Raw genomic sequence first — 21452 nt, forward strand, 5'->3', positions numbered from 1 at the left:
TCGTCTGGGAGGAACACCGCCTCGTCGATCCCCGAGAAGCGCTCGAGGGTGCGCCGGATCTGTGCTCGGGGTTCCAGGCCGAGCGGACCGGGCCGGACGCGGTTCACCACGACGTGAATGGGAGTCGCGCCGACAACGGCGCGCAGTTCCGCGTAGCCGCGGACGAAGCGGGATATGCCCACCGGGTCCGCGGCGGCGATCGCGACCACCGCGTCGGCCTCGGAGAGGCTCGCGATGGCGGCGGCGTTGCGGGCCGGAATGCCGACGTCGCTGATGATCTCCTCGTCGGCCTCGAGGGCCGCAGCGGTGTCCACGACCGTGTTCTCGGCCCATGCCCGGCAGCACCCCAGCGTGGTGCGCAGGCGGCCGGCGTCCAGCTCCGGCCAGCGTGACGGCCGGTTCAGCCCGGAGAGCACCAGGACAGGTCCGCCGGCGGTCGTCAGTCGTGCGGAGAGCCGGTCGAGCTCCGCGGGCTCGAGCGCGTCCAGCCCCGCACGGCGGCAGGCCGCAGCGACCCCGGGGCCGTCGTCATCCAGGCCGAGCAGGAGCGCGAGCGCCGGGGCGTGCGTGTCGGCGTCGATCAGCGCGGTCCGCCGCTCGGGCGCGGCTATCGCAGCGGCGAGGTGCAGGGCGACGGTGGTGCGGCCGGGCGCACCGTGCGGGCCCCAGACCGCGATCACCCGGCCAGGCTCGGGCGCCAGGGCGCCGGCGATGTCCGGGTGTGCGGCGGACAGCGCCGACGCCAGGTCCTCGGCTGCTGCATCGGCGGGCACGGGCCCGACCAGGCCGTGGCGCTGAGCGAGGCGCACGGCCGGGGTCTGCCCCCCGATGAGCACGATGCGCACCCCGGCCCGATCGCACGCCGCCAGCAGCTCGGCGGAGAGCACACCGCCGGTGGCGGGGATCGCGATGGCGTCGACGTCGTCCAGCGCCCCCGCGCGCGCGAGGAGGCCGGGTGCGCATGCGGCGGTGGACAGGATGCCCCTGATCTCGATGCCCTCGTCCCTGAGGTCTTCCGCTCGGCCGGCAATGGCGCTGCCGACGAGGAGCGCCCGGGTGCGCCGATCCGAAGAGGGCCCGGGAGGGGGCTGGCGCGGCGTTCTCATCGCGTCCCCGTGGTCGGCACGACGGAGAGCGCAGCACCCTCGGCGATCGCCCCCAGGACGGCGCCGACATCGCCGCGAGACACCACGAGCTCGAGGCTGCGGCGACCCTGGTCGAGCATCCCGCCGGCCTCGCGCACATCCGCCACGACGGCGTCGGCCACCAGGACGCGCGGCGCCTGGAAACCGCGGCCCTCCGGCGTCGGCGGCGCATGCCAGAGCTCGACGCTCGACCCGGGGCGCACGGCCGCGGGGACAGCGGTGGCACTGTCGATCACGAGGGTCGTCGTGCGCGCGGCGTCCGCGGGGGCCGTGGCCGAGACCGGGACCAGCTCGCCCCGCTCGATCGTCCGGACCGCGATGACGCCGGGTGAGAGCGACTCCGGGGCGAGATACCGGTCGGCAGCGACGCCCAGAGTGACGTCTGCGACCTGGAAGTGCGCCGCGGTCAGGGTCTCGCCCGGCACGATGGTGCGCGCCGCCATCAGCACGGGTTGCGCATGCTGCGCGGCGGAGATGACCAGCCAGACGCCCCCGATCGAGGCGACCACGAGCGCGGCCCCGACGAGGAAGCGGACGTCAGCCCAGAACCGGGTGCGCTCGGAGCGCGGTGTCGTTGTCACCCGGCCATCGTCACAGAGGCGCCGTCTCGTTCGGAAAAGTTGTCCACAGATCTATTCCGGTGCATTCCGCTGGCTCCGGAGGGTGAGGACAATGGACGACATGACCGAAGAGCCGGAGCCCCGGGCGCGCTACCTCGCCCCCGCACAGGTCGCTGAGCTGCTGAGCATCGGGGTCGACGAGGTCGTCGATCTCCTCATGGACGGGCGGCTGCGCGGAGCGCAGCTCGGATCCCCGGCGCGTTGGCGCGTGGCCGCAGACAGCCTCGAAGAGTATCTGGCCGAACAGGAGGAGCTCGCCCGCCGGATGGCCCTGTGGCATCAGGTCAACGCCGCCAGCTTCCCCGAGGTCTGGGGCGCGGCGCCGCCGACACGCTGACACGTCGGGCCGGAGGGGACAGGTCCGGGCAGAGCAGGCACGTCCGGGCAGAGCCTCCTCCGCGCAGAGCCCCGGCCGAGAGCGGTCCGGCGGCGTCAGGGGACGTCATTGCCGCCGCCGCTGATGGCCACCGAGAGCAGTGCGCGGTAGGGCACCAGCCGATAGCCGTGCACGTCTCTGCTCCGCCGTGCGGCGCCCCTGTCGTGCAGCGCGAGGTCGAGATGGTCTGCCCCGGCGCGGTCCACGGTTCCGGAGAGGATCTGACCGGTGCGGATCCGGATGCCCACCGCTCTGCGACGTCTCGCGAGCCCGCGCAGCACATACCCGAGCGTCAGACGTTCGCGCAGCGGATCGGGCCCTGTCGCATCGCGGGTGCTCGCGATGAGGTCCCCGCGCGCGAGCGTGAGCTGCGCCACCGCCGGAAGCGGCACAATGAGCGGGCCCGATGCGCCGGACTCCTCGACCGCGGCCCAGTCCGCACCCGTCGATCGCAGCGTGTCCTCGACGACGGTTCCGTCGAGCAACGTGATCGCGAGCGGCGAGCGCAGCTCGGCCAGGACGGTCAGCCGCGTCTGCAGGCCCAGCCGTGACACGCGCAGCCGCTCCGCCTCGGCGTCGAGGGCGGCACGCTCCGCCTCCCACTCCGAGGCGAGCTGGTCTTCGAGGTCATCGAACAGGCCGTCCCACCGCACGGACCAGAGCGTAGAGCACGGCGACCGATGGCGGGCGGAACTGTCCACAGGGGCGTCGGCGCCCTGTGCCCCTGTGCCGCCCGTGTGCTCTACTGGGGCAGCTCCGGGGGGAAGCGGTTCTCTTCGGCGCACGTGCGTCCGGGCGCGAGCTCTGACGCGACGGCAGTGCAGGGGGGATGGACATGAGACCGCTTGACCGTCTGGCGCGCACGGCGCGCGACACCGCGAGCTCCCCGCCGGATGAGAGGCCTCTCCCCGACACCGAGGCTTTTCTGCAGGGTCTGGCCCGGGGCGTGCTCGAGGCCATGGCAGGCGTGCGTGACGTGGACCAGCTGATCCGGTGGTTCAGCGAGGACGCCTACCGGAGCGTCCTGCTGCGGGCGAGTCTCGCCGCCCGTGCGCGCAGCGCCCGGGGCACGCCCCCGTCGCGGCCGGTCTTCCGCGTGCTCTCCGTGCACCGGTCGAGCCCGGCGCCCGGTGTGGTCGAGGCCACGGTGATCGTGGAGACCCCCGCACGCACGCGGGCGCTCGCGATCCGCCTGGAGGCCTTCGAACGCCGCTGGCGCGCGACGAGCCTGGCCGTGCTCTGAGCACGTCAGCGGTCCGGGCGGGAGGCGCTGTGCTCCGCATCGTCCCAGCAAGCGCATAGGCTTGTCGCGTGTCAACGCTCAGTGATCTCGTGCAGTCCCACGGCGACCTCGGCGAGGCGGATGTGGACTGGCTGCACCGGCTCGCCGGCGACGGCCAGCTCCTCGCCGACCTCGCCTTCGCGGACATCGTCATCTGGGTCGCGACGGCCGACGGCGACTCCTTCGTCGCTGTGACGCACGCGCGACCGAGCGGAGCCGCGACGCTGTTCTACCGCGACATCGTGGGAGAACGCATCCGTCCGCAGTGGAGCACCCAGGTGCGCTCCGCCTATGAGTCCGGCGCCATCGTGGACTCCTCATCGCCGGACTGGTTCGAGGAGACGCCGACGCGCGTGCGGGCCGTGCCGATCGCGCGCCGCGATGGCGACACCCACCGGGTGATCGGCGTGCTCACCCGGCACACCAACCTGGGTGAGTCTCGCACCCCCTCGCGCCAGCAGATCACGTTCAACCAGTGCGCAGACGATCTGTTCGAGATGATCGCCTCCGCCGAGTTCCCCGATCCTGCCGCCCCCACCTCCCCGCGCCGGGGCGCGCCCCGTGCATCCGACGGTCTCATCCGGCTCGACGTCGACGGGATCGTGACGTTCGCGAGCCCCAACGCCCTCTCGGCGTTCAACCGGATGGGGTTCGTCGACGAGCTCGAGGGGGAGTCCCTCGCGGAGGTCACCGCGCAGCTGCTGCCGGACAGCAGGGACGTCGATGAGAGCCTTCCCGTCGTCGCGACAGGGCGGGCGCCGTGGCGCACCGACATCGACGCACGCGGGGTGACCGTCTCGCTGCGCGCGATCCCGTTGCGCGACCACGGCACCCGGATCGGTGCGATCGTGCTGTGCCGCGATGTCACCGAGCAGCGCATCCAGGAGCAGGAGCTGATCACCAAGGACGCCACGATCCGGGAGATCCACCACCGGGTGAAGAACAACCTGCAGACGGTGGCGTCCCTTCTGCGCATCCAGGCGCGGCGGACCCACTCGGACGAGGCGCGGGAAGCCCTGACGCAGGCGATGCGGCGGGTCGCGGCGATCGCGGTGGTCCACGACACCCTCTCGGAGGGCCTGACCCAGCAGGTGGACTTCGACGAGGTCTTCGACCGGGTGCTCAAGCTCGTCGCCGAGGTGGCCGCCGCACCGAACACGCGGGCGCGCACGCAGTCGACCGGACGTTTCGGGGTGCTCCCGAGCACATACGCGACGCCGCTGGCTCTCGCGCTCACCGAGCTCGTGACGAACGCGGTCGAGCACGGGCTCGCCGGGCAGGAGGGCACGGTCACGATCGACGCCGCGCGCACCAAGGAGTATCTGCGCGTGAGCGTGCGCGACACCGGGCGCGGGCTCCCCGAGGGCCAGGTGGGCCGAGGGTTGGGCACGCAGATCGTGCGCACGCTCATCCAGGGCGAGCTGGGCGGGTCGATCGACTGGCACACCTCGGAGGCGGGCGAGTCCGGCGAGAGCGGCACCGAGGTGACGATCGAGATCCCGCTCTTCTGGATCGGCAAGCATCGCTAGCGACGCCGGCGCGCGCCGGGAGCGGGGATCCGCGCGGGCGCGCCGATCAGCGGCGGGCGCCGGTTCCGAGCCGGAGGTGTGCGTTCCTGCCGTGCGCGGCCGGGGTCGGGGGAACGCTCAGCTGGCGCGGCGTGCGCGTGCGGCGCGACGCTTCAGGGCGCGACGCTCGTCCTCGCTGAGACCGCCCCAGACGCCGGAGTCCTGGCTGGACTCCAGGGCGTACTGCAGGCAGATCTCGGTGACGGTGCACCGGGCGCAGACGGCCTTTGCCTTCTCGATCTGGTCGACCGCCGGTCCGGTGTTCCCCACGGGGAAGAACAGTTCGGGGTCGACAGTGAGGCATGCGGCTTTGTCGCGCCAGTCCATGGGGGCTCCTCTGGGTTTCCTTGATAGCGCACGACTGCTGAGGGAAATCGAGAGGCAGTCGGCAAGATGTCGTGTTGCGAGCAGAAGGCTCGCCCCACGTCGCTGTGGGAGCACATGGCTGTGAACTATTGTCGTACAGGAGACGGAAGTAATCAAGAGTTATGCACCAGTTGGTATGTATGAAACCGGTCGTTCCCCAACCCAGGAGATACTGATGCGTGCCCCTGCCCTTGCCCGCGCCGCCGGGACCGTCCTCATGCTGGAGGGGATCGCGCTGCTCGTGATCGCGTTCGCCGAGGGCTGGGGGCTGTTCTCCGGCCAGGCGGCTGTGCCGGTCTCCGCGGTGGCCCTGATCGTCCTCACCCTGGCCGGAGCGGTCGGGCTGATGGTCTTCGGGATCGCGGTCGCGCGCGGTCGGTCGTGGGCACGGTCGGCGGGCGTCGTGCTGCAGGTGATCGCGATCGCGGTGGCGCTCAGCGCGCTGAGCGTGCGCCCTGTGCCGGGAGGGGTCTTGCTCTTCGTCGGGGTGCCAGGACTGCTCGGCCTCGTGCTGATCCTCGCCAGCGCCCGGCGGGAAGGGCGCGATCCCGAGCCGGCGGAAGACGACTGAACCGCTGCGGCGGTCAGGCCGCGTCGATGCCGAGCAGCTTGCGGAGCCGGGCGACGTGGCCGGTGGCCTTGACGTTGTAGAGCGCCTCGGTGATCACGCCGTCCTCGTCGAGCACGAACGTCGAGCGGATCACGCCGAGGACGGTCTTGCCGTAGTTCTGCTTCTCTCCCCAGGCGCCGTAGGCCTCGTGCACGGCGTGATCGGGGTCGCTCAGGAGCGGGTACGTCAGGCCGTCGCGCTCGCGGAACGTCGCGAGCTTCGCCGGCTCGTCGCGCGAGATGCCGACCACCGCGTAGCCGGCGGACTCCAGGGACGCCATGCTGTCCCGGAAGTCGCAGGCCTCCTTCGTGCATCCCGGGGTCATCGCCGCCGGGTAGAAGAACAGGATCGCCTTGCCCCCGCGCAGATCGCCGAGAGAGACGGACGCGCCGTCCTGGTCGGTGAGGCGGAAGTCGGGGGCGGCGGTTCCGGGTTCCAGGCGCGAGGTCATGCTCACAGCCTAATCCGCCCGGCCGGGAGGCCGGCCCCGTGCCCCCGCCGCGCCGGTGCTACGCCGCGCGCTGGCGTTGCAGTTCGAGCAGCCGCTGCAGGGAGTCCAGACGGCTCGCGGCAAGGTCACCGCGCTCGACGGCCTCGATCAGCGCGCAGTCCGGCGCGTCGGGCAGATGGGTGCACCCCCGCGGGCACTCCGCGGCGATCTCGGCCAGGTCGGTGAACGCGCGCAGCACGTTGTCCGGGTCGATGTGACCGAGACCGAAAGAGCGCACGCCCGGGGTGTCGATGACCCATCCGCTCCCGGTGGGGCCGCGGTAGCGCAGGGACACCGTCGACGAGGATGTGTGGCGTCCTCGGCCGGTCACCTGGTTGACGTGCCCGGTAGCCCGTCCGGCCTCCGGCACGAGGGCGTTGACGAGGGTGGACTTGCCCACTCCGGAGTGCCCGACGAACACCGTCGCGTGTCCGGTGACGGCCTCGCCGATCTCGTCCAGCGGCATCCGGCCGCGTGCGGACGTGAACACCCGCAGATCGTCGAGCGCGTCGAAGTGGGACAGGAACGACGCCGGGTCGGAGAGGTCGGTCTTCGTCACGACCAGGAGCGGCCGGATGCCCGCGTCGAGCGCGGCGACCAGGTAGCGATCGACCAGTCGCGGCCGCGGCTCCGGGTCCGCCGCCGCGACGACGATCAGCATCTGGTCGGCGTTGGCCACCACGACGCGCTCGACCTGGTCGGTGTCGTCGGCGCTGCGCCGCAGGAGCGAGGTGCGATCCTCGACGCCGACGATGCGGCCGAGCGTGCCCTCCGCGCCGGAGGTGTCGCCGACCACGCGTGCTGCATCGCCGGTGACGATGGGCATCCGCCGCAGTTCCCTGGCCCGCGCCGCGGTGATCGTGCGCTCCTGCGCGGTGTCCTCGCCGAGCAGGACAGCGTAGCGACCGCGGTCGACGCCCAGGACCCGGCCCGTCTCGGCATCCTCGTGAGCGGGGCGCCGCTTGGTCCGGGGGCGGTTGGCCTTCGGGTTCGGCCGCACACGGACGCGGCTCTCATCGAAGGCGTCCAGGCCCTCGTCGTCCTCGTCGTCTGCGAGCCAGCTCACGCGGAGGCGCCTCCGCGCAGCATGCGCTCCCAGATCATGGTGAACTCGGGGAGCGTCTTGGCCGTCGTGCCGATGTCGTCGATCTCGACACCGGGGGTGCGCAGGCCCATCAGCGCGCCGGTGGTCGCCATGCGGTGGTCGTGATGCGCGGCCCAGACCCCGCCGTGCAGCGGCACCGGCGTGATGCGCACGCCGTCCTCGAGCTCGTCGATCTCACCGCCGAGCGCCCGCAGGTTGCCGATCAGGGCGGCGATGCGGTCGGTCTCGTGCATCCGGATGTGCCCGATCCCGCGGATGGTCGTCGGCCCATCCGCGAACGCGGCGAGGCCGACGATCGTCGGCGCGAGCTCGCCGGCCTCACCGAGGTCGAGATCGAGACCGCGGATGCCGTCGCCGGCCCGCACGGTGAGCACACCGCTCCGGCGGTGCGCGTGGGCGCCGAGCGCGGTGAGGAGCTCCGGCAGCATCGCGCCGGGCTGGGTGGAGTGGATCGGCCAGCCGGACACCGCGACCTCCCCACCGGCGACGAGCGCCGCGGCCAGGAACGGCGCGGCATTGGAGAGATCGGGCTCGATCGAGATCTCCTTGGCCCGCGGCACGCCCGCTTCGACGAGCCATTCGCCGGGGGCGGGACGCTCGATGCGGATGCCGCGGCGGCTGAGCGCTTCGATCGTCATGTCGATGTGGGGCAGGCTCGGCAGGCGCTCGCCGGTGTGCACGAGGTGCAGCCCGACGTCGAAGCGCGGTGCGGCGAGCAGCAGGCCGGAGACGAACTGACTCGACGCCGACGCGTCGATCTCGATGCGTCCGCCCCGGATGTGCCCGTGGCCGCGGATGGTGAAGGGAAGCGACCAGCCGCCCTCGTCGTCCACGTCGACGCCGAGGTCGCGCAGCGCCTGGATCATCGCGCCCATCGGCCGGTGCAGAGCGCTCTCATGCGCGGTGATGAGCACCTCGCCCTCGGCGAGACCCGCCAGGGGGGCGACGAAGCGCATGACCGTGCCGGCCTGGCCGCAGTCGACCGTGCCCCCGCCGGTGATCCGCCCCGGGGTGACGATGAGGTCTGGACCGAACTCACCGTCCCCGTCGACCTCTTCGACGCCGATGCCGATCGCCCGCAGGGCGCTGACCATGTAGCGGGAGTCGTCGGAGTGCAGCGGGGCGACCAGCCGGCCAGGTCCGTCGGCCAGGGCGGCGATCACGAGCTCGCGGTTGGTGAGCGACTTCGATCCGGGGATCGTCAGCGATGCGGACAGCGGGCCGCTGGCGGTCGGGGCGGCATAAGAGCCTGTGCTGCCTGCGGCGCGGGGGGAATACCGGTGAGTGCTCATCGGTTCCACCCTACTGAACGGCACCGACAGGGTGCCCGAGGCGAGACGGTCGACGGGGAGGAACACATGAGTCTGCTCAGCCCTCCGCGCGTGGACGAGCTCCTCAGCGACGCGGACCTAGACTGGGCCGTGATGGACGACACAGCTGGGGTCGGCTCCTCTGGGCCCGTCGACGACACCGCGCAGCGGGAGTTCGAGGAGCAGGCGATCCCCTACATGGACCAGCTCTATGCCGCGGCCATGCGGATGACGCGCAACCCCGCGGACGCCGCCGACCTCGTGCAGGAGACCTTCGTGAAGGCCTTCGCGTCCTGGTCGAGTTTCACGCAGGGGACCAACCTCAAGGCGTGGCTGTACCGGATCATGACCAACGCGTACATCAACGTGTACCGCAAGAGGCAGCGCGAGCCGTACCAGGGCACGATCGACGATCTCGCAGACTGGCAGCTCGGCGGGGCGGAGTCCACCACGGCCACCCGCAGCCGTTCCGCCGAGGTCGAGGCGATGGACCGGATGCCGGCGTCGGTGGTCAAGGACGCCCTCCAGGCGATCCCCGAGGACTTCCGCCTCGCGGTGTACCTCGCCGACGTCGAGGGGTTCGCTTATCAGGAGATCGCCGACATCATGAAGACGCCCATCGGCACGGTCATGAGCCGGCTGCATCGTGGCCGCCGGCTGCTCCGGGACCTGCTGGCCGACTATGCGGTCGAGCGCGGCATCCGGGCGTCAGGGACGAGGAGTGAGAGATGAGTGATTGTGGCTGCGAGAAAGCGCGCCGCGACCTCGAAGAGTATTTGCGCAACGAGGTCTGCAAGACCGAGCACGCCGATATTCAGGAGCATCTGGCGCACTGCCCGTCGTGCCGTGATGAGGCGATCGTGGCGCGGGCCCTCACCGAGGTGATCTCGCGGGCGTGCAAGGAGACCGCCCCGGAAGAGCTGAAGATCCAGGTCATCGCCCGGCTGCGGGCGGTTCAGGCCAGCGAGCACTGACGCTCGTGCCGGGTGTGTCTGGCACCCGCCGGCCTCGCCGGTGTTCGTGTTCCCGTGCCGTCTCTGCCCGACGCCGCGCCGACGCGCGACATAGGCTTGCGGTATGAGCCTTCTCGACGCGCGCACCGTTCCTGTCGACCCGACGTCCGCGGAAGCCCTGTCCGGGCGGGGACTGGAGTACCGCCTCATCGACACCGCAGACCAGGCGGACGCCGACGCGTTCCTGCGGGCGGACGCGCGCGGGTTCATGGACGCCCGGCCGACGGCGGAGGCGCTCAGCCGGATCCGACCGTCGCTCGCGGATCGCCGCAACATCGGCGTCTTCGATCGCGACGTCGTGCCGGGTACCCTGCCGATCGCGACGGTGAACTCCTGGGTCACCCCCCTCACGCTCCCGGGCGGGGAGATCCCGATGTGGGCGATCAGCTCGGTCACGGTCGCCGCGACGCACCGTCGTCGGGGCATCGCGCGCGCCCTGCTGGAGGGGGAGCTGCGCGCCGCCGCAACCGCCGGCGTGCCGATCGCGGGGCTGACCGCGACCGAGGCGACGATCTACGGCCGCTATGGCTTCGCCCCGGCCATTCCGGTGCTCCGGGTGCGCGTCGACACTGCGCGCGCAGGATGGCGGGCACCGGAGGCGCCGGGGCGCGTGGAGTACATCGACCGGGACCGGCTCGCGGGCGACCTCGGCGCGCTGCATGAGCGGGTGCGCCGCGAGCGCGCCGGGCAGATCGCCGGGTGGCCGCTGCGCTGGGAGCAGTCGGCCGGGCTGATGCCGGACGACAAGCAGGGCACGGCGGTGCGCGGGGTGCGCTATCTCGACGCCGACGGCGAGGTGCGCGGGGTGATGTCCTATGTGCTCGAGGAGTCGACCGGCCCGCACTTCGTGTTCGAGCTGACGATCCGCCAGATCATCGGCGAGACCGCCGAGGCCCGCGCCGCGCTGTGGCGTTTCGCCGTGCAGCACGACCTGGTGCGCGTGGTGAAGGCCGATCTGCTGCCGCTGGACGCGGCGCTGCCCTGGCTCGTGGCAGATCAGCGCGGCGTCGAGCTCACCGTGCACGACCACGGCTGGCTGCGGATCCTCGACGTCCCCGCGGTGCTCGGAGCGCGCACGCTCTCCGCGCCGCTGGATGTGGTGCTCGCGGTCAGCGACCCCTTCGGGTTCGCGGCGGGAACGTGGCGGGTGCGCGCGGCGGCGTCGGGGGACCGCCCCACCGTCGAACCCGTCGACGACGCGCCGGCCGACATCGAGCTCGGCGTCGCGGAGCTGTCCGCGCTGGTCCTCGGCGGCGTGAGCGCTGCTGTCCTGCGCGACGCCCTTCGCCTGCAGGGCGACCCCGGGGCGGTGACGGCGCTCGACGCGGCGCTGCGCGGCGACCGGGCGCCGGTCCTCAGCATCTGGTACTGAGCGGCATGAGCGGGCTGGTGCGATGGCTCGACGGCGGTGCCGTGAGCGCGGCGATCGATCCGGCGTCCGCGGTGGGCGCCATCGAGCGCGTGCTGCGCGATGGGTTCCGTCCAGAACACGATCTGCCGCGCACGGCCCCGCACTTCAGCGACGGGCACTACCTGCTCATGCCGTCCGAGCTGACCGCCGGCGGGGTGCGGACCGCGGCAGGGGTGAAAGCGCTCACGGTCGCCCCGCAGAACCCGGCGCGCGGCCTGCCGCGCATCCAGGGGATCTACGCGCTGTTCGACGCCGATACCCTCGCCCCGCGGCTGCTGATGGACGCGGCCGCGCTCACGGCGATCCGCACCCCGGCGGTGTCCATCGCCGGGGTGCTGCCGGCGCTGCGGGCGCACCGTGATCCGTTGCGCGTCGTGCTCTACGGCGCCGGCCCCCAGGCGCACGGGCACCTGCGTACGCTGCGCGCCATGCTGACGGGGGAGCGTGAGATCGGCGCGGTCGACGTGGTCGTGCGGGAACCCGCACGCGCCGACCTGCCCGACGGCGCCGGTGCTCTCCGGGCGGGCACCGCGGCCGCGCACCGTGCCACCGCGGCGGCGGGGCTGGTCGTCTGTGCGACGACGGCCAGGGAGCCCCTTTTCGCCGGAGACCTGGTCGCGCCGGATGCGGTGGTGATCGCGGTCGGATCGCATGAGCCGGACGCCCGTGAGCTCGACGCCGCCCTGCTCGGCCGCGCTCAGGTGATCGTCGAGGACGTCGACACCGCGCTCCGGGAGTGCGGCGACGTCGTGCTGGCGATCGCCGAGGAGACCCTTGCGGCGGATGCGCTCGTGCCGATGGCGGAGATCGTCACCGGGCGGGTGGCGCCGGCGGCCGATCGTCCGGTGGTGTTCAAGAGCGCCGGGATGGCCTGGCAGGACCTCGCGGTCGCCACCGCGGTCGCCGCCGCGGCCTGACTCCGGGTGCCGCGCGGCGCCATCCGGTCGCGATCCCGCGGTACCGGGGAGCGCGATGTTCCCGGGAGCACGAAGCCCCGGGGTCGCGCGAGCGGACCCCGGGGCTTCGTGGCGACGTCAGTGACTGAGCGCGGCGTGCAGGATCTCGGCCTGCTCGATCGCGTGCACCTTCGACGAACCGGTGGCGGGAGACGCGGAGGACGCACGCGAGATGACGCGCACGGGGCGACCGCCCAGCTGCGGCTGGATCTCCAGCGCGATGAACGGCCAGGCGCCCTGGTTCTCCGGCTCGTCCTGCACCCACACCAACTCGGCGTTCGGGTAGCGATCGATCACGGCGCGCAGCTCGTCGATCGGCGCCGGATAGAACTGCTCGAGGCGCACCAGGGCGATCGTCGGGTCCGGGTTCTTGTCGAGCTCGGAACGGAGGTCCCAGTGGATCTTGCCGGAGTGCAGCAGCACACGGGTGACGGAGGAACCGTGCACGCCGCGGTCATCATCGAGCACGGGCTCGAAGCGACCGCTCGTGAAGTCCTCCACCGGGCTGGTCGCACCGCGCAGGCGCAGCATCGCCTTCGGGGTGAACACGATCAGGGGACGGCGCGGACGCGCGTATGCCTGACGGCGCAGCAGGTGGAAGTACGACGCCGGCGTCGACGGGCGCGCGACGGTCATGTTGTCCTGAGCGCACAGCTGCAGGTACCGCTCCATGCGTGCGGAGGAGTGGTCAGGGCCCTGGCCCTCGTAGCCGTGCGGAAGCAGCAGGACGACGCTCGAGCGCTGTCCCCACTTCTGCTCTGCCGAGGAGATGTACTCGTCGATCACCGACTGCGCGCCGTTGGCGAAGTCGCCGAACTGGCCCTCCCACAGCACGAGCGTGTTGGGGTTCTCGACCGAGTAGCCGTACTCGAACGCCATCGCCGCGTACTCGCTGAGGAGCGAGTCGTAGACCCAGAGGCGCCCCTGGTTCTCGGTGAGGTTCGCCAGCGGCAGCCATTCCTGGCCGTTGGCGCGGTCGTGGAGGACAGCGTGACGCTGCACGAACGTTCCGCGCCTGGCGTCCTGTCCGGCCAGGCGCACCGGGGTGCCCTCGACCAGGAGCGAGCCGAACGCGAGCAGCTCGCCGAAGCCCCAGTCGATCCCGCCGTTGCGGCTCATCTCGACCCGGCGGTCGAGGAGCTGCTTGAGCTTGGAGTGGACCGTGAAGCCCTCTGGACGGTTCGCGTGCGCATCGCCGATCAGGCGGACGACATGGTCGCTGATGCCGGTCGACTCGGGGAGGGTGTCCGGCTCGGCGAGGGTGAGCTCCGGGGCGATCGGCGTCGCACCGGTCTCCGCGGCGTGCGTCTCGGCGAACGCCACCTCCAGGCGGTTCTGGAAGTCGCGCTTGGCCTCTTCGTACTGCTCCTCGGTGATGTCGCCGCGGCCGACGAGCGACTCGGTGTAGAGGCTGCGCACGGAGCGCTTGGCCTGGATCAGGTCGGTCATCAGCGGCTGGGTCATCGACGGGTCGTCGCCCTCGTTGTGGCCACGGCGGCGGTAACAGACCAGATCGATCACGATGTCGCGGTGGAAGCGCTCGCGATACTCGAAGGCCAGCTGGGCGACGTGCACGACAGCCTCCGGGTCGTCGCCGTTGACATGCAGGACCGGCGCCTGGATGGTCTTGGCGACGTCGGTGGCGTACACCGATGTGCGGCTGTCCTGGGGGAGCGTGGTGAAGCCGACCTGGTTGTTGACGACGATGTGCACGGTGCCGCCGGTGCGGAATCCGCGCAGCTGCGACATCTGCAGCGTCTCGACCACCACGCCCTGGCCCGCGAACGCCGCATCGCCGTGGACGAGGATCGGCAGCCAGGTGAACGATCCGATGGGCTTGCGATCCTGCTTGGCGCGGACGATGCCCTCCAGCACGCCGTCGACCGTCTCCAGGTGCGAGGGGTTGGCGGCGAGGTAGACCGGGATCTCTGAGCCGTCGTCCGCGACGAAGGTGCCCTCGGTGCCGAGGTGGTACTTCACATCGCCGGAGCCGCGCTGGTTGCCCGGGGTGAGGCTGCCCTCGAACTCGCGGAACACCTGGCCGTAGGTCTTGCCGGCGATGTTGGTGAGGACGTTCAGGCGACCGCGGTGGGCCATGCCGATCGCGGCACCGTCCAGGCCCGCCGCCGCCGCGCCCTGCAGGATCTCGTCGAGCATCGGGATGAGCGACTCGCCGCCCTCGAGGGAGAAGCGCTTCTGCCCGACGAACTTCGTCTGCAGGAAGGTCTCGAACGCCTCGGCCTCGTTGAGCTTGCTGAGGATGCGCAGCTGCTCCTCGTGGCCGGGCTTCTGGTACTTCACCTCGACCTTCTGCTGGAACCACGCCCGCTGGTCCGGGTCCTGGATGTGCATGTACTCGATGCCGATCGTGCGGCAGTACGAGTCGCGCAGGACGCCGAGGATGTCGCGCAGCTTCATCGTGCGCCGGCCGCCGAAACCGCCAACGACGAACTCCCGGTCGAGGTCCCAGAACGTCAGACCGTGCGACTCGATCTCGAGGTCGGGGTGCGAGCGCTGGACGTACTCGAGGGGATCGGTGTCGGCCATGAGATGGCCGCGTACGCGGAACGCGTTGATGAGCTCCTGCACGCGCGTCGCCTTGTCGACGCGCTCGGCGAGGTCGACCGAGATGTCGCCGGCCCAGCGGATCGGGGCGTAGGGGATCCGGAGGGCGGCGAAGATCTCCTCGTAGAAGTCGTTCTTGCCGATCAGCAGCTCGTGGACGATCTTGAGGAACTCGCCAGAGCCGGCACCCTGAATGACACGGTGGTCGTAGGTGCTGGTGAGGGTGATGACCTTGCCGACGCCCAGCTCGGCCAGGGTCTTCTCATTGGAGCCCTGGAACTCGGCCGGGTACTCCAGGGCGCCGGCGCCGACGATGCAGCCCTGGCCCTTCATCAGGCGCGGCACGGAGTGCACCGTGCCGATGCCGCCGGGGTTCGTCAGCGAGATCGTGGTGCCCTGGAAATCGGCGGCGGTGAGCTTGCCGCCGCGGGCGCGCTTGACGAGGTCCTCGTAGGCGACCAGGTACTCGTTGAACGTCATCGACTCTGCGCGCTTGATGCTGGGCACCATCAGAGCGCGCGTGCCGTCGGGCTTGGGCAGGTCGATCGCGATGCCGAGGTTGATGTGCGCGGGGGCGACGACGGACGGCTTGCCGTCGATCTCGGCGTAGAAGACGTTCTGGCTCGGGAACGACTTGAGGGCCTGGATGAGCGCCCAGCCGATGAGGTGGGTGAAGCTGACCTTGCCGCCGCGGGTACGCGCCATGTGGTTGTTGATGACGATGCGGTTGTCGATCATCAGCTTCGCCGGGATGCTGCGCACGCTCGTCGCGGTGGGGACGGTCAGCGACTCGTCCATGTTGGCCGCGAGGGTCTTCGGCATGCCGCGGAGGGTGGTGATCTTGTCGGAGTCGTTCTCGCTCGCGGGCTCGGCCGACTCCGCCTTGGGTGCCGGTGCCTGCGCCGGGATCGGAGCCTGAGCGGCGGGCTTCGCCGTGGTGCGGGCCACCGGCTGCGAGCCGATCACGCGCACCGGCGCGGTCGGGGGAGCGGCCTCATTGATGGTCTCGGTCCGCGCGGTGGCCGCCGGAGCGCTGGCGCGACCGTAGTTCTCCAGAACGGGCCACCACTCCTTGTCGACCGAGTCGCGGTTTACCTTGAACTGCTCGTAGAGCTCCTCGACAAGCCACGAATTGGCCCCGAAACCCCCGTCAGCTGCTGTTCCTACGCCAGTCGTCTGATCCGACACGCTGGTCGCCCTCTTTCGTCGCTGAAGATCCTGTCGCGCGCCGCCCGCGGACCGGGCTTTCCAACACGCGCTCAGGTTTCAAGCCTAACGGGTTTCGGGATTTACCGGGCGCATCCGGCGGCACCGGATCGCCCGGCGATCGCCGGAACCATCCGTGCTCCGCCGCCGAGCCCGACCGGCACGCACCGCTACCCTGAAGCCATGCGATTCTCCGGTGCGGCCCCCACGGTCGATCTGACCTATTCGGACGTGTTCCTCATGCCACGGCGATCGGGCGTGACCTCGCGTCTGGAGGTCGACCTGACCCCGCACGACGGCACGCCGGCGCGGCTGCCGCTGGTCGCATCCAACATGAACTCGGTGACCGGTCCGCGCCTGGCGGCGACGCTCGCCCGCCGCGGCGGGCTCGCGGTGCTCCCGCAGGACATCCCGCTGCAGGAGCTCGCCGCGGCGATCCGATGGGTCAAGCGCCAGCCGGTGCGCTGGGACACGCCGCTCGTGCTCTCCCCTGGCACCACCGTGGCCGCCGCGCTTCGCGTCATGCCGCCGCTCGACGGCCACGGCATCGTCGTGGCCGAGGCGACGGGCCCCGGCCCGGTCGAGATGACCGACGTGGTCGGAATCCTGCCGGCGTCCCGTCTCGCGACGGCCCTGCCGGACGCGCTGCTGGGCGACCTGGTGCGCGGTGCGGCACCCGGTCTCGACGCCGAGGGCATCGGGGAAGGACGCGCCGCCTTCGATGCCCTGCACGCCCTCGCCGAGGAGACCGGTGTGGAGACCGTCGGCGTCTTCGACCACGGGCATCTGGTCGGAACCCTGTCGCGCCGCACCGCGCTGCGCTCGACCCTCTACCCCCCGGCGATCGACGCCGAGGGCCGCCTGGCGGTCGCCGCGGCGGTCGGCATCAACGGAGACGTCGCGGAGAAGGCCGGCGCCCTCGTCGCCGCCGGCGTCGACGTCCTCGTGGTCGACACCGCCCACGGCCACCAGGAGTCGATGCTGCGTGCGCTGCGCACGATCGGCGGCCTGGGACTGGGCGTGCCGATCGTTGCCGGCAACATCGTCACGGCGGAGGGGGTCGCCGACCTCGTCGAGGCGGGGGCGTCCATCCTGAAGGTCGGCGTCGGTCCTGGTGCGATGTGCACGACCCGCATGATGACGGCGGTCGGGCGTCCGCAGTTCTCCGCCGTGCTGGAGACCTCCGAGGCCGCCCGTGCCGCCGGAGCGCATGTGTGGGCGGACGGCGGCGTGCGGTATCCCCGCGACGTCGCGCTCGCGCTCGCCGCGGGGGCCGGCTCGGTGATGATCGGTTCGTGGTTCGCCGGCACGCTCGAGGCGCCGGGAGAACTCCACCGCGATGCCGACGGACGCGTCTACAAGGAGTCGTGGGGGATGGCCTCCAGCAAGGCCGTGCAGGCGCGCTTCGGCCGCCTGGACGCGTACGAGCGCGCCCGCAAAGAGCTGTTCGCCGAGGGCATCTCCTCCTCGACGGTGTACCTGGACCCGCTGCGCCCCAGCGTGGAGGACCTCGTGGACATGATCACCTCCGGCGTGCGTTCGTCCTTCACCTATGCCGGTGCCGCGACGGTGGCGGAGTTCCACGAGCGCGCCACCGTGGGACTGCAGTCCGCAGCCGGCTACGAGGAGGGCAAGGCGCTCCCGGTCAGCTGGTGACGCCGGATTGCATCGGGGCGACCGGAACGGTCACCCCGATGCCGTAAACTCTTCGGCACAATGGACGACCCTCCTTCTCATAGTCCCCAGCCCCACGACCCGACCTTCCGATGCGTGCGCATTCTGCGGCGCGAAGGGGGGCATGCCTGATGGATTACGTCATGCTGGGAGTGGGGCTCCTGCTCACCATCGGCACCGGTCTGTTCGTCGCGAGCGAGTTCGCGCTCGTGAACCTCGACCGAGCCGACCTCGAGGCCCGTCGCGCCGCCGGCGAATCACGGCTCTCGTTGACCATCAACGCGTTGCGGATCACCTCGACGCACCTCTCCAGCGCGCAGCTGGGCATCACTCTCACGACGCTGCTCACCGGTTACACCATGGAGCCGGCGCTGTCGAACCTGATGCGCCCTCTGCTGCTCTCGGTGAATCTGCCCGAGGCGGCCATCCGGCCGGTCTCGGCGACCATCGCGATGGCGGTCGCGACGATCTTCTCGATGATCATCGGTGAGCTGGTGCCGAAGAACTTCGCCCTCGCCGTGCCGCGGCAGACGGCCAAGCTCGTGATGCCCTTCCAGGTCGCCTTCACGACGGTGTTCCGTCCGGCGATCCGTCTGCTCAACGGCAGCGCGAACGGCGTCCTGCGCGCGATGGGCATCGAGCCCAAGGAAGAGCTCTCGGGAGCGCGCACCGCGGAGGAGCTGTCCAGCCTCGTGCGGCGCTCCGCCAGCGCCGGCGTGCTCGAACAGGACACCGCTTCGCTCCTGGACCGCACGCTCACCTTCACCCGGCTGTCGACGGCCGATGTCATGACCCCGCGTCCGAGCATCCACGCCGTGGCCGCCGGGGACAGCGTCGAGGACGTCATCCAGCTCGCCCGCCGCACCGGGCACAGCCGGTTCCCGGTGTACGACGACTCGATGGACGACATCGTCGGCATCGCGCACCTCAAGCAGGCCGTCGCCGTACCGCGCGACCGTCGCTCCGACGTGCCTGCCGCGGCGATCGCAGAGGAAGCCCTGCGCATTCCGGAGGCCGTTCACCTGGACGGCCTGCTGGCCGAGCTGCGGGGACGCGGCTACCAGATGGCCGTCGTCGTGGACGAGTACGGCGGCACCGCCGGCATCGTCACCCTCGAGGACCTCGTCGAGGAGATCGTCGGAGAAGTGCTCGACGAGCATGATCGCAGCAGGGCCGGCGTCGTGCGCGCCGGCGAGTCCGTGATCTTCCCCGGTGAGCTGCGCCCGGACGAGGTGCTGGACCGCACCGGCATCCGCGTGCCGGAGGGCGATGACTACGACACCGTCGGCGGCTTCCTGATGGCCGAGCTCGAACGCGTTCCGGTCGTCGGAGACGAGGTCGAGATCGAGGACGGCACGCTCACGGTGCAGCGGATGGCCGGGCGTCGCGTCGACCGGGTGCGATTCGTTCCGCACCCGCTGCCGGGCTCAGAGGAGCCGGCCGGCAGAGAAGCGGCCAGCGAGGGAGGTGAGCGGCGATGAACGACTGGGCTGGAATCGCATGGCTGGTCGTGCTCCTGGTGTTCAACGCCTTCTTCGTCGCCTCGGAGTTCGCGGTGATCTCCGCGCGTCGCTCGCAGATCGAGCCGCTGGCAGAGAAGGGCTCCCGCGCGGCGAAGACCGCCCTGTGGGCGATGGAGCACGCGACGCTGATGCTGGCGACGAGCCAGCTGGGCATCACGATCTGCTCCCTGCTGATCCTGAACGTCTCTGAGCCCGCGATCCATCACCTCCTGGTGGTGCCGCTGGGCCTGACCGGATGGGGCGAAGCGGTCGTCGACGTCGTCGCGTTCGTGATCACCCTTCTGCTGGTCTCGTACCTGCACGTGGTGTTCGGCGAGATGGTTCCGAAGAACCTCGCGTTCTCGGTGCCGGACCGTGCGGTGCTCCTGCTGGCGACCCCGCTGGTGTGGGTGTCACGGGTGTTCCACCCGCTGATCGTGGCGCTCAACTGGATCGCGAACCACATCGTGCGGCTGTTCCGCGTCGAGCCGAAGGACGAGGCAGCCTCGACCTTCACGCTCGACGAGGTCGCCACGATCGTGAACCAGTCGCGCATCGAGGGCGTCCTCGACGACGTCTCCGGCGCGGTCGCCGCGGCCGTGGAGTTCACGGACAAGAAGGCCCGCGACGTGGCCGTCCCGCTCGACCAGCTCGTGACGCTGCCCGAGACGGCGACACCGGACGACGTGGAGCGCGCGGTCGCCAAGCACGGCTTCTCGCGATACGTCATCGTCGACGCTCAGGGTGAGCCGGTCGGCTACGTGCACCTGAAGGACGTGCTGCGCGAAGCGGAGGACGCCGTGAAGGCGGAGACCCCGCTGAAGTCCAAGCGGATCCATCACATGGTCCCCGTGCAGGAGTCCAGCGACCTGGAGGACGTGCTGGCCCTCATGCGCCGCGCCGGCCGCCACCTGGCGCGTGTGCGCGACGAGTCCGGCAGGACCACCGCTGTGCTGTTCCTGGAGGACATCCTCGAGGAGCTCGTCGGAGAGGTGCAGGACGCCACCCGGCGCGGTCACGGCCGCTGACGGCGGCTGCGTCGAACCGGCCTGCCCGGCGCGATCTGATCGCGCCGGGCAGGCCGGTTCTGATCGTCGGCGCCGCCGGCGGTGCGTGCGAGGTCAGCGCGGGCGCGCCCGCTCGTACGCGACCGGCCACGGCACATCGACGCCGAGCTCGTGGGCGGCGCGGAGCGCGAAGTGCGGGTCACGCAGCCACTCGCGGCCGGCGAAGATCACATCGGCCGCGCCGTCCTGCAGCACCTGCTCCGCCTGGGCACCGGAGGTGATGAGCCCGACAGCGCTCGTCGGAACCGTGCCACCCTGCCGCACGGTGTCGGCGAGCGGCACCTGATAGCCCGGGTGCACGTCGATGCGCTGATGGGCGACGAGGCCGCCGCTGGAGACGTCCACCAGGTCCGCCCCCGCGGTGATGGCGGCGGAGGCCACCTGCGCCGCCTCGGCGGGGTCGAAACCGCCGTCGGCGTGGTCGGTCGCCGAGATGCGCACGAACAGGCCGCGGTCCTCTCCGATCGCCGCGCGGACCGTTTCGACCACACGCAGCAGCAGCCGGGCGCGTCCGGCCAGGTCCCCGCCGTCGGCGTCGTCGCGACGGTTGCTCAGCGGCGACAGGAACTCGTGCAGCAGGTATCCGTGCGCGGCATGGATCTCGATCACATCGAAACCGGCCGCGCACGCACGCAGCGCGGCGTCCCGGAAGGCGTCGACGACCGCGTCGATCTCCGCCGCATCGAGGGCGCGCGGCGCAGCCAGCCCGTCGAAGGCGATCGCAGAAGGGGCCACCGTCTCCCAGCCGCCGTCCGCAAGGCCGACGCTCCCGCGTGCATCGGCCCATCCCCACCACGTCGACCCCTTGCGTCCGGCGTGGGCCAGCTGGACACCGGCGAGAGCGCCCTCGGCGTGGATCGCGTCGACGATCGGGACCCACGCGTCGCGCTGGGCGTCGTTCCACAGGCCCGTGCAGCGCGGAGTGATGCGTCCCTCCGGCGCGACGGCGGTGGCCTCGGTCATGACGAGCCCGGCGCCGCCCTGGGCGAACTGCGCCAGATGCCCGCGATGCCAGTCGGTCGGCATGCCGTCCTCGGCGCTGTACATGCACATCGGCGAGACCCACAGACGGTTGCGCGCGGTACGTGAGCGGATCGGATACGGCGAGAAGAGCGCAGTCACCCCTCGACGCTAACTCCTTCGCGGGGTGGCATGGCGCGTCGGACGAGATCGCGTTCGCCGTCCG

General features: G+C 71.3%; 19 protein-coding genes and 1 pseudogene. 11 read left to right on the forward strand and 9 right to left on the reverse strand.

Going from position 1 to position 21452, the window contains the following annotated elements:
* Nucleotides 1–11: 11 nt before the first annotated feature.
* Both AC3RXY_RS07350 and AC3RXY_RS07355 read right to left on the reverse strand, forming a co-directional pair.
* A pseudogene (locus tag AC3RXY_RS07350) lies at nt 12–1106 on the reverse strand (nucleotide-binding protein); the annotation flags it as partial.
* Nucleotides 1103–1726: a CpaB family protein gene (locus AC3RXY_RS07355; protein WP_491510252.1), complete on the reverse strand. Its 624-nt coding sequence runs from the start codon at nt 1724–1726 to the stop codon at nt 1103–1105. The gene AC3RXY_RS07355 and the pseudogene AC3RXY_RS07350, both read right to left, overlap by 4 nt.
* Before the next feature lie 100 nt (nt 1727–1826).
* Between AC3RXY_RS07355 and AC3RXY_RS07360 the strand changes: the two genes are divergently transcribed.
* Nucleotides 1827–2102, forward strand: coding sequence for a helix-turn-helix domain-containing protein (locus AC3RXY_RS07360; protein ID WP_491510253.1), 276 nt, complete (start codon nt 1827–1829; stop codon nt 2100–2102).
* 95 nt (nt 2103–2197) lie between these two features.
* Here AC3RXY_RS07360 and AC3RXY_RS07365 read toward each other — a convergent pair whose 3' ends face one another.
* The gene (locus AC3RXY_RS07365) at nt 2198–2794 is read right to left on the reverse strand and encodes a hypothetical protein (RefSeq protein ID WP_491510254.1); all 597 of its coding nucleotides are present in this window, start codon (nt 2792–2794) and stop codon (nt 2198–2200) included.
* Between the two features lie 182 nt (nt 2795–2976).
* Here AC3RXY_RS07365 and AC3RXY_RS07370 point away from each other — a divergent pair, with 182 nt between their 5' ends.
* Nucleotides 2977–3384 (forward strand): Rv3235 family protein, encoded by a 408-nt coding sequence (locus tag AC3RXY_RS07370; protein ID WP_491510255.1) that lies wholly within the window; start codon nt 2977–2979, stop codon nt 3382–3384.
* Nucleotides 3385–3452: 68 nt separating this feature from the next.
* Nucleotides 3453–4952 carry a sensor histidine kinase gene (locus tag AC3RXY_RS07375; protein WP_491510256.1) on the forward strand — a complete coding sequence of 500 codons (1500 nt, stop codon included), beginning with the start codon at nt 3453–3455 and terminating at the stop codon, nt 4950–4952.
* A gap of 117 nt (nt 4953–5069) precedes the next feature.
* Here AC3RXY_RS07375 and AC3RXY_RS07380 read toward each other — a convergent pair whose 3' ends face one another.
* On the reverse strand, nt 5070–5318 hold the full coding sequence (locus tag AC3RXY_RS07380) for a WhiB family transcriptional regulator (RefSeq protein WP_067248175.1): 249 nt from the start codon (nt 5316–5318) through the stop codon (nt 5070–5072).
* Nucleotides 5319–5532: 214 nt separating this feature from the next.
* Between AC3RXY_RS07380 and AC3RXY_RS07385 the strand changes: the two genes are divergently transcribed.
* Nucleotides 5533–5928, forward strand: coding sequence for a hypothetical protein (locus AC3RXY_RS07385; RefSeq protein ID WP_491510257.1), 396 nt, complete (start codon nt 5533–5535; stop codon nt 5926–5928).
* Nucleotides 5929–5941: 13 nt separating this feature from the next.
* On the opposite strand, the gene bcp is transcribed toward AC3RXY_RS07385, so the two are convergent.
* Genes bcp through aroA form a run of 3 tightly spaced genes read right to left on the reverse strand, consistent with a single transcriptional unit; the run spans nt 5942 to nt 8854 of the window.
* On the reverse strand, nt 5942–6418 hold the full coding sequence (bcp, locus tag AC3RXY_RS07390; protein ID WP_491510258.1) for a thioredoxin-dependent thiol peroxidase: 477 nt from the start codon (nt 6416–6418) through the stop codon (nt 5942–5944).
* Between the two features lie 58 nt (nt 6419–6476).
* Complete coding sequence (rsgA, locus tag AC3RXY_RS07395) at nt 6477–7523, reverse strand: ribosome small subunit-dependent GTPase A (protein WP_491510259.1); 1047 nt, start codon at nt 7521–7523, stop codon at nt 6477–6479.
* On the reverse strand, nt 7520–8854 hold the full coding sequence (aroA, locus tag AC3RXY_RS07400; protein WP_491510260.1) for a 3-phosphoshikimate 1-carboxyvinyltransferase: 1335 nt from the start codon (nt 8852–8854) through the stop codon (nt 7520–7522). Before aroA ends, rsgA begins: the two co-directional genes overlap by 4 nt.
* A gap of 132 nt (nt 8855–8986) precedes the next feature.
* On the opposite strand from aroA, the gene AC3RXY_RS07405 reads away from it, so the two are divergent.
* The 4 genes from AC3RXY_RS07405 to AC3RXY_RS07420 all read left to right on the forward strand — a co-directional run bounded on the left by AC3RXY_RS07405 (nt 8987) and on the right by AC3RXY_RS07420 (nt 12213).
* The gene (locus AC3RXY_RS07405; protein WP_491510422.1) at nt 8987–9604 is read left to right on the forward strand and encodes a sigma-70 family RNA polymerase sigma factor; all 618 of its coding nucleotides are present in this window, start codon (nt 8987–8989) and stop codon (nt 9602–9604) included.
* Nucleotides 9601–9846 (forward strand): anti-sigma factor family protein, encoded by a 246-nt coding sequence (locus tag AC3RXY_RS07410; RefSeq protein WP_491510261.1) that lies wholly within the window; start codon nt 9601–9603, stop codon nt 9844–9846. The genes AC3RXY_RS07405 and AC3RXY_RS07410 overlap by 4 nt, the downstream gene beginning before the upstream one ends.
* A 103-nt stretch (nt 9847–9949) precedes the next feature.
* Nucleotides 9950–11257: a GNAT family N-acetyltransferase gene (locus AC3RXY_RS07415; RefSeq protein ID WP_491510262.1), complete on the forward strand. Its 1308-nt coding sequence runs from the start codon at nt 9950–9952 to the stop codon at nt 11255–11257.
* A gap of 5 nt (nt 11258–11262) precedes the next feature.
* A complete protein-coding gene (locus AC3RXY_RS07420) occupies nt 11263–12213 on the forward strand; it encodes an ornithine cyclodeaminase family protein (protein WP_491510263.1) in 951 nt (316 codons plus the stop codon).
* Between the two features lie 117 nt (nt 12214–12330).
* On the opposite strand, the gene AC3RXY_RS07425 is transcribed toward AC3RXY_RS07420, so the two are convergent.
* Nucleotides 12331–16005 carry a multifunctional oxoglutarate decarboxylase/oxoglutarate dehydrogenase thiamine pyrophosphate-binding subunit/dihydrolipoyllysine-residue succinyltransferase subunit gene (locus AC3RXY_RS07425; RefSeq protein ID WP_491510264.1) on the reverse strand — a complete coding sequence of 1225 codons (3675 nt, stop codon included), beginning with the start codon at nt 16003–16005 and terminating at the stop codon, nt 12331–12333.
* A gap of 201 nt (nt 16006–16206) precedes the next feature.
* Here AC3RXY_RS07425 and guaB1 point away from each other — a divergent pair, with 201 nt between their 5' ends.
* The 3 genes from guaB1 to AC3RXY_RS07440 all read left to right on the forward strand — a co-directional run bounded on the left by guaB1 (nt 16207) and on the right by AC3RXY_RS07440 (nt 20227).
* Nucleotides 16207–17679, forward strand: coding sequence for a GMP reductase (gene guaB1, locus AC3RXY_RS07430; RefSeq protein ID WP_491510265.1), 1473 nt, complete (start codon nt 16207–16209; stop codon nt 17677–17679).
* Between the two features lie 149 nt (nt 17680–17828).
* Nucleotides 17829–19178: a hemolysin family protein gene (locus AC3RXY_RS07435; RefSeq protein ID WP_491510266.1), complete on the forward strand. Its 1350-nt coding sequence runs from the start codon at nt 17829–17831 to the stop codon at nt 19176–19178.
* Nucleotides 19175–20227 (forward strand): hemolysin family protein, encoded by a 1053-nt coding sequence (locus tag AC3RXY_RS07440; RefSeq protein WP_491510267.1) that lies wholly within the window; start codon nt 19175–19177, stop codon nt 20225–20227. The genes AC3RXY_RS07435 and AC3RXY_RS07440 overlap by 4 nt, the downstream gene beginning before the upstream one ends.
* A 93-nt stretch (nt 20228–20320) precedes the next feature.
* Here AC3RXY_RS07440 and AC3RXY_RS07445 read toward each other — a convergent pair whose 3' ends face one another.
* Nucleotides 20321–21388 (reverse strand): NADH:flavin oxidoreductase/NADH oxidase, encoded by a 1068-nt coding sequence (locus tag AC3RXY_RS07445; protein ID WP_491510268.1) that lies wholly within the window; start codon nt 21386–21388, stop codon nt 20321–20323.
* Nucleotides 21389–21452: the final 64 nt, after the last annotated feature.

Source organism: Microbacterium longlingense, assembly GCF_058349825.2.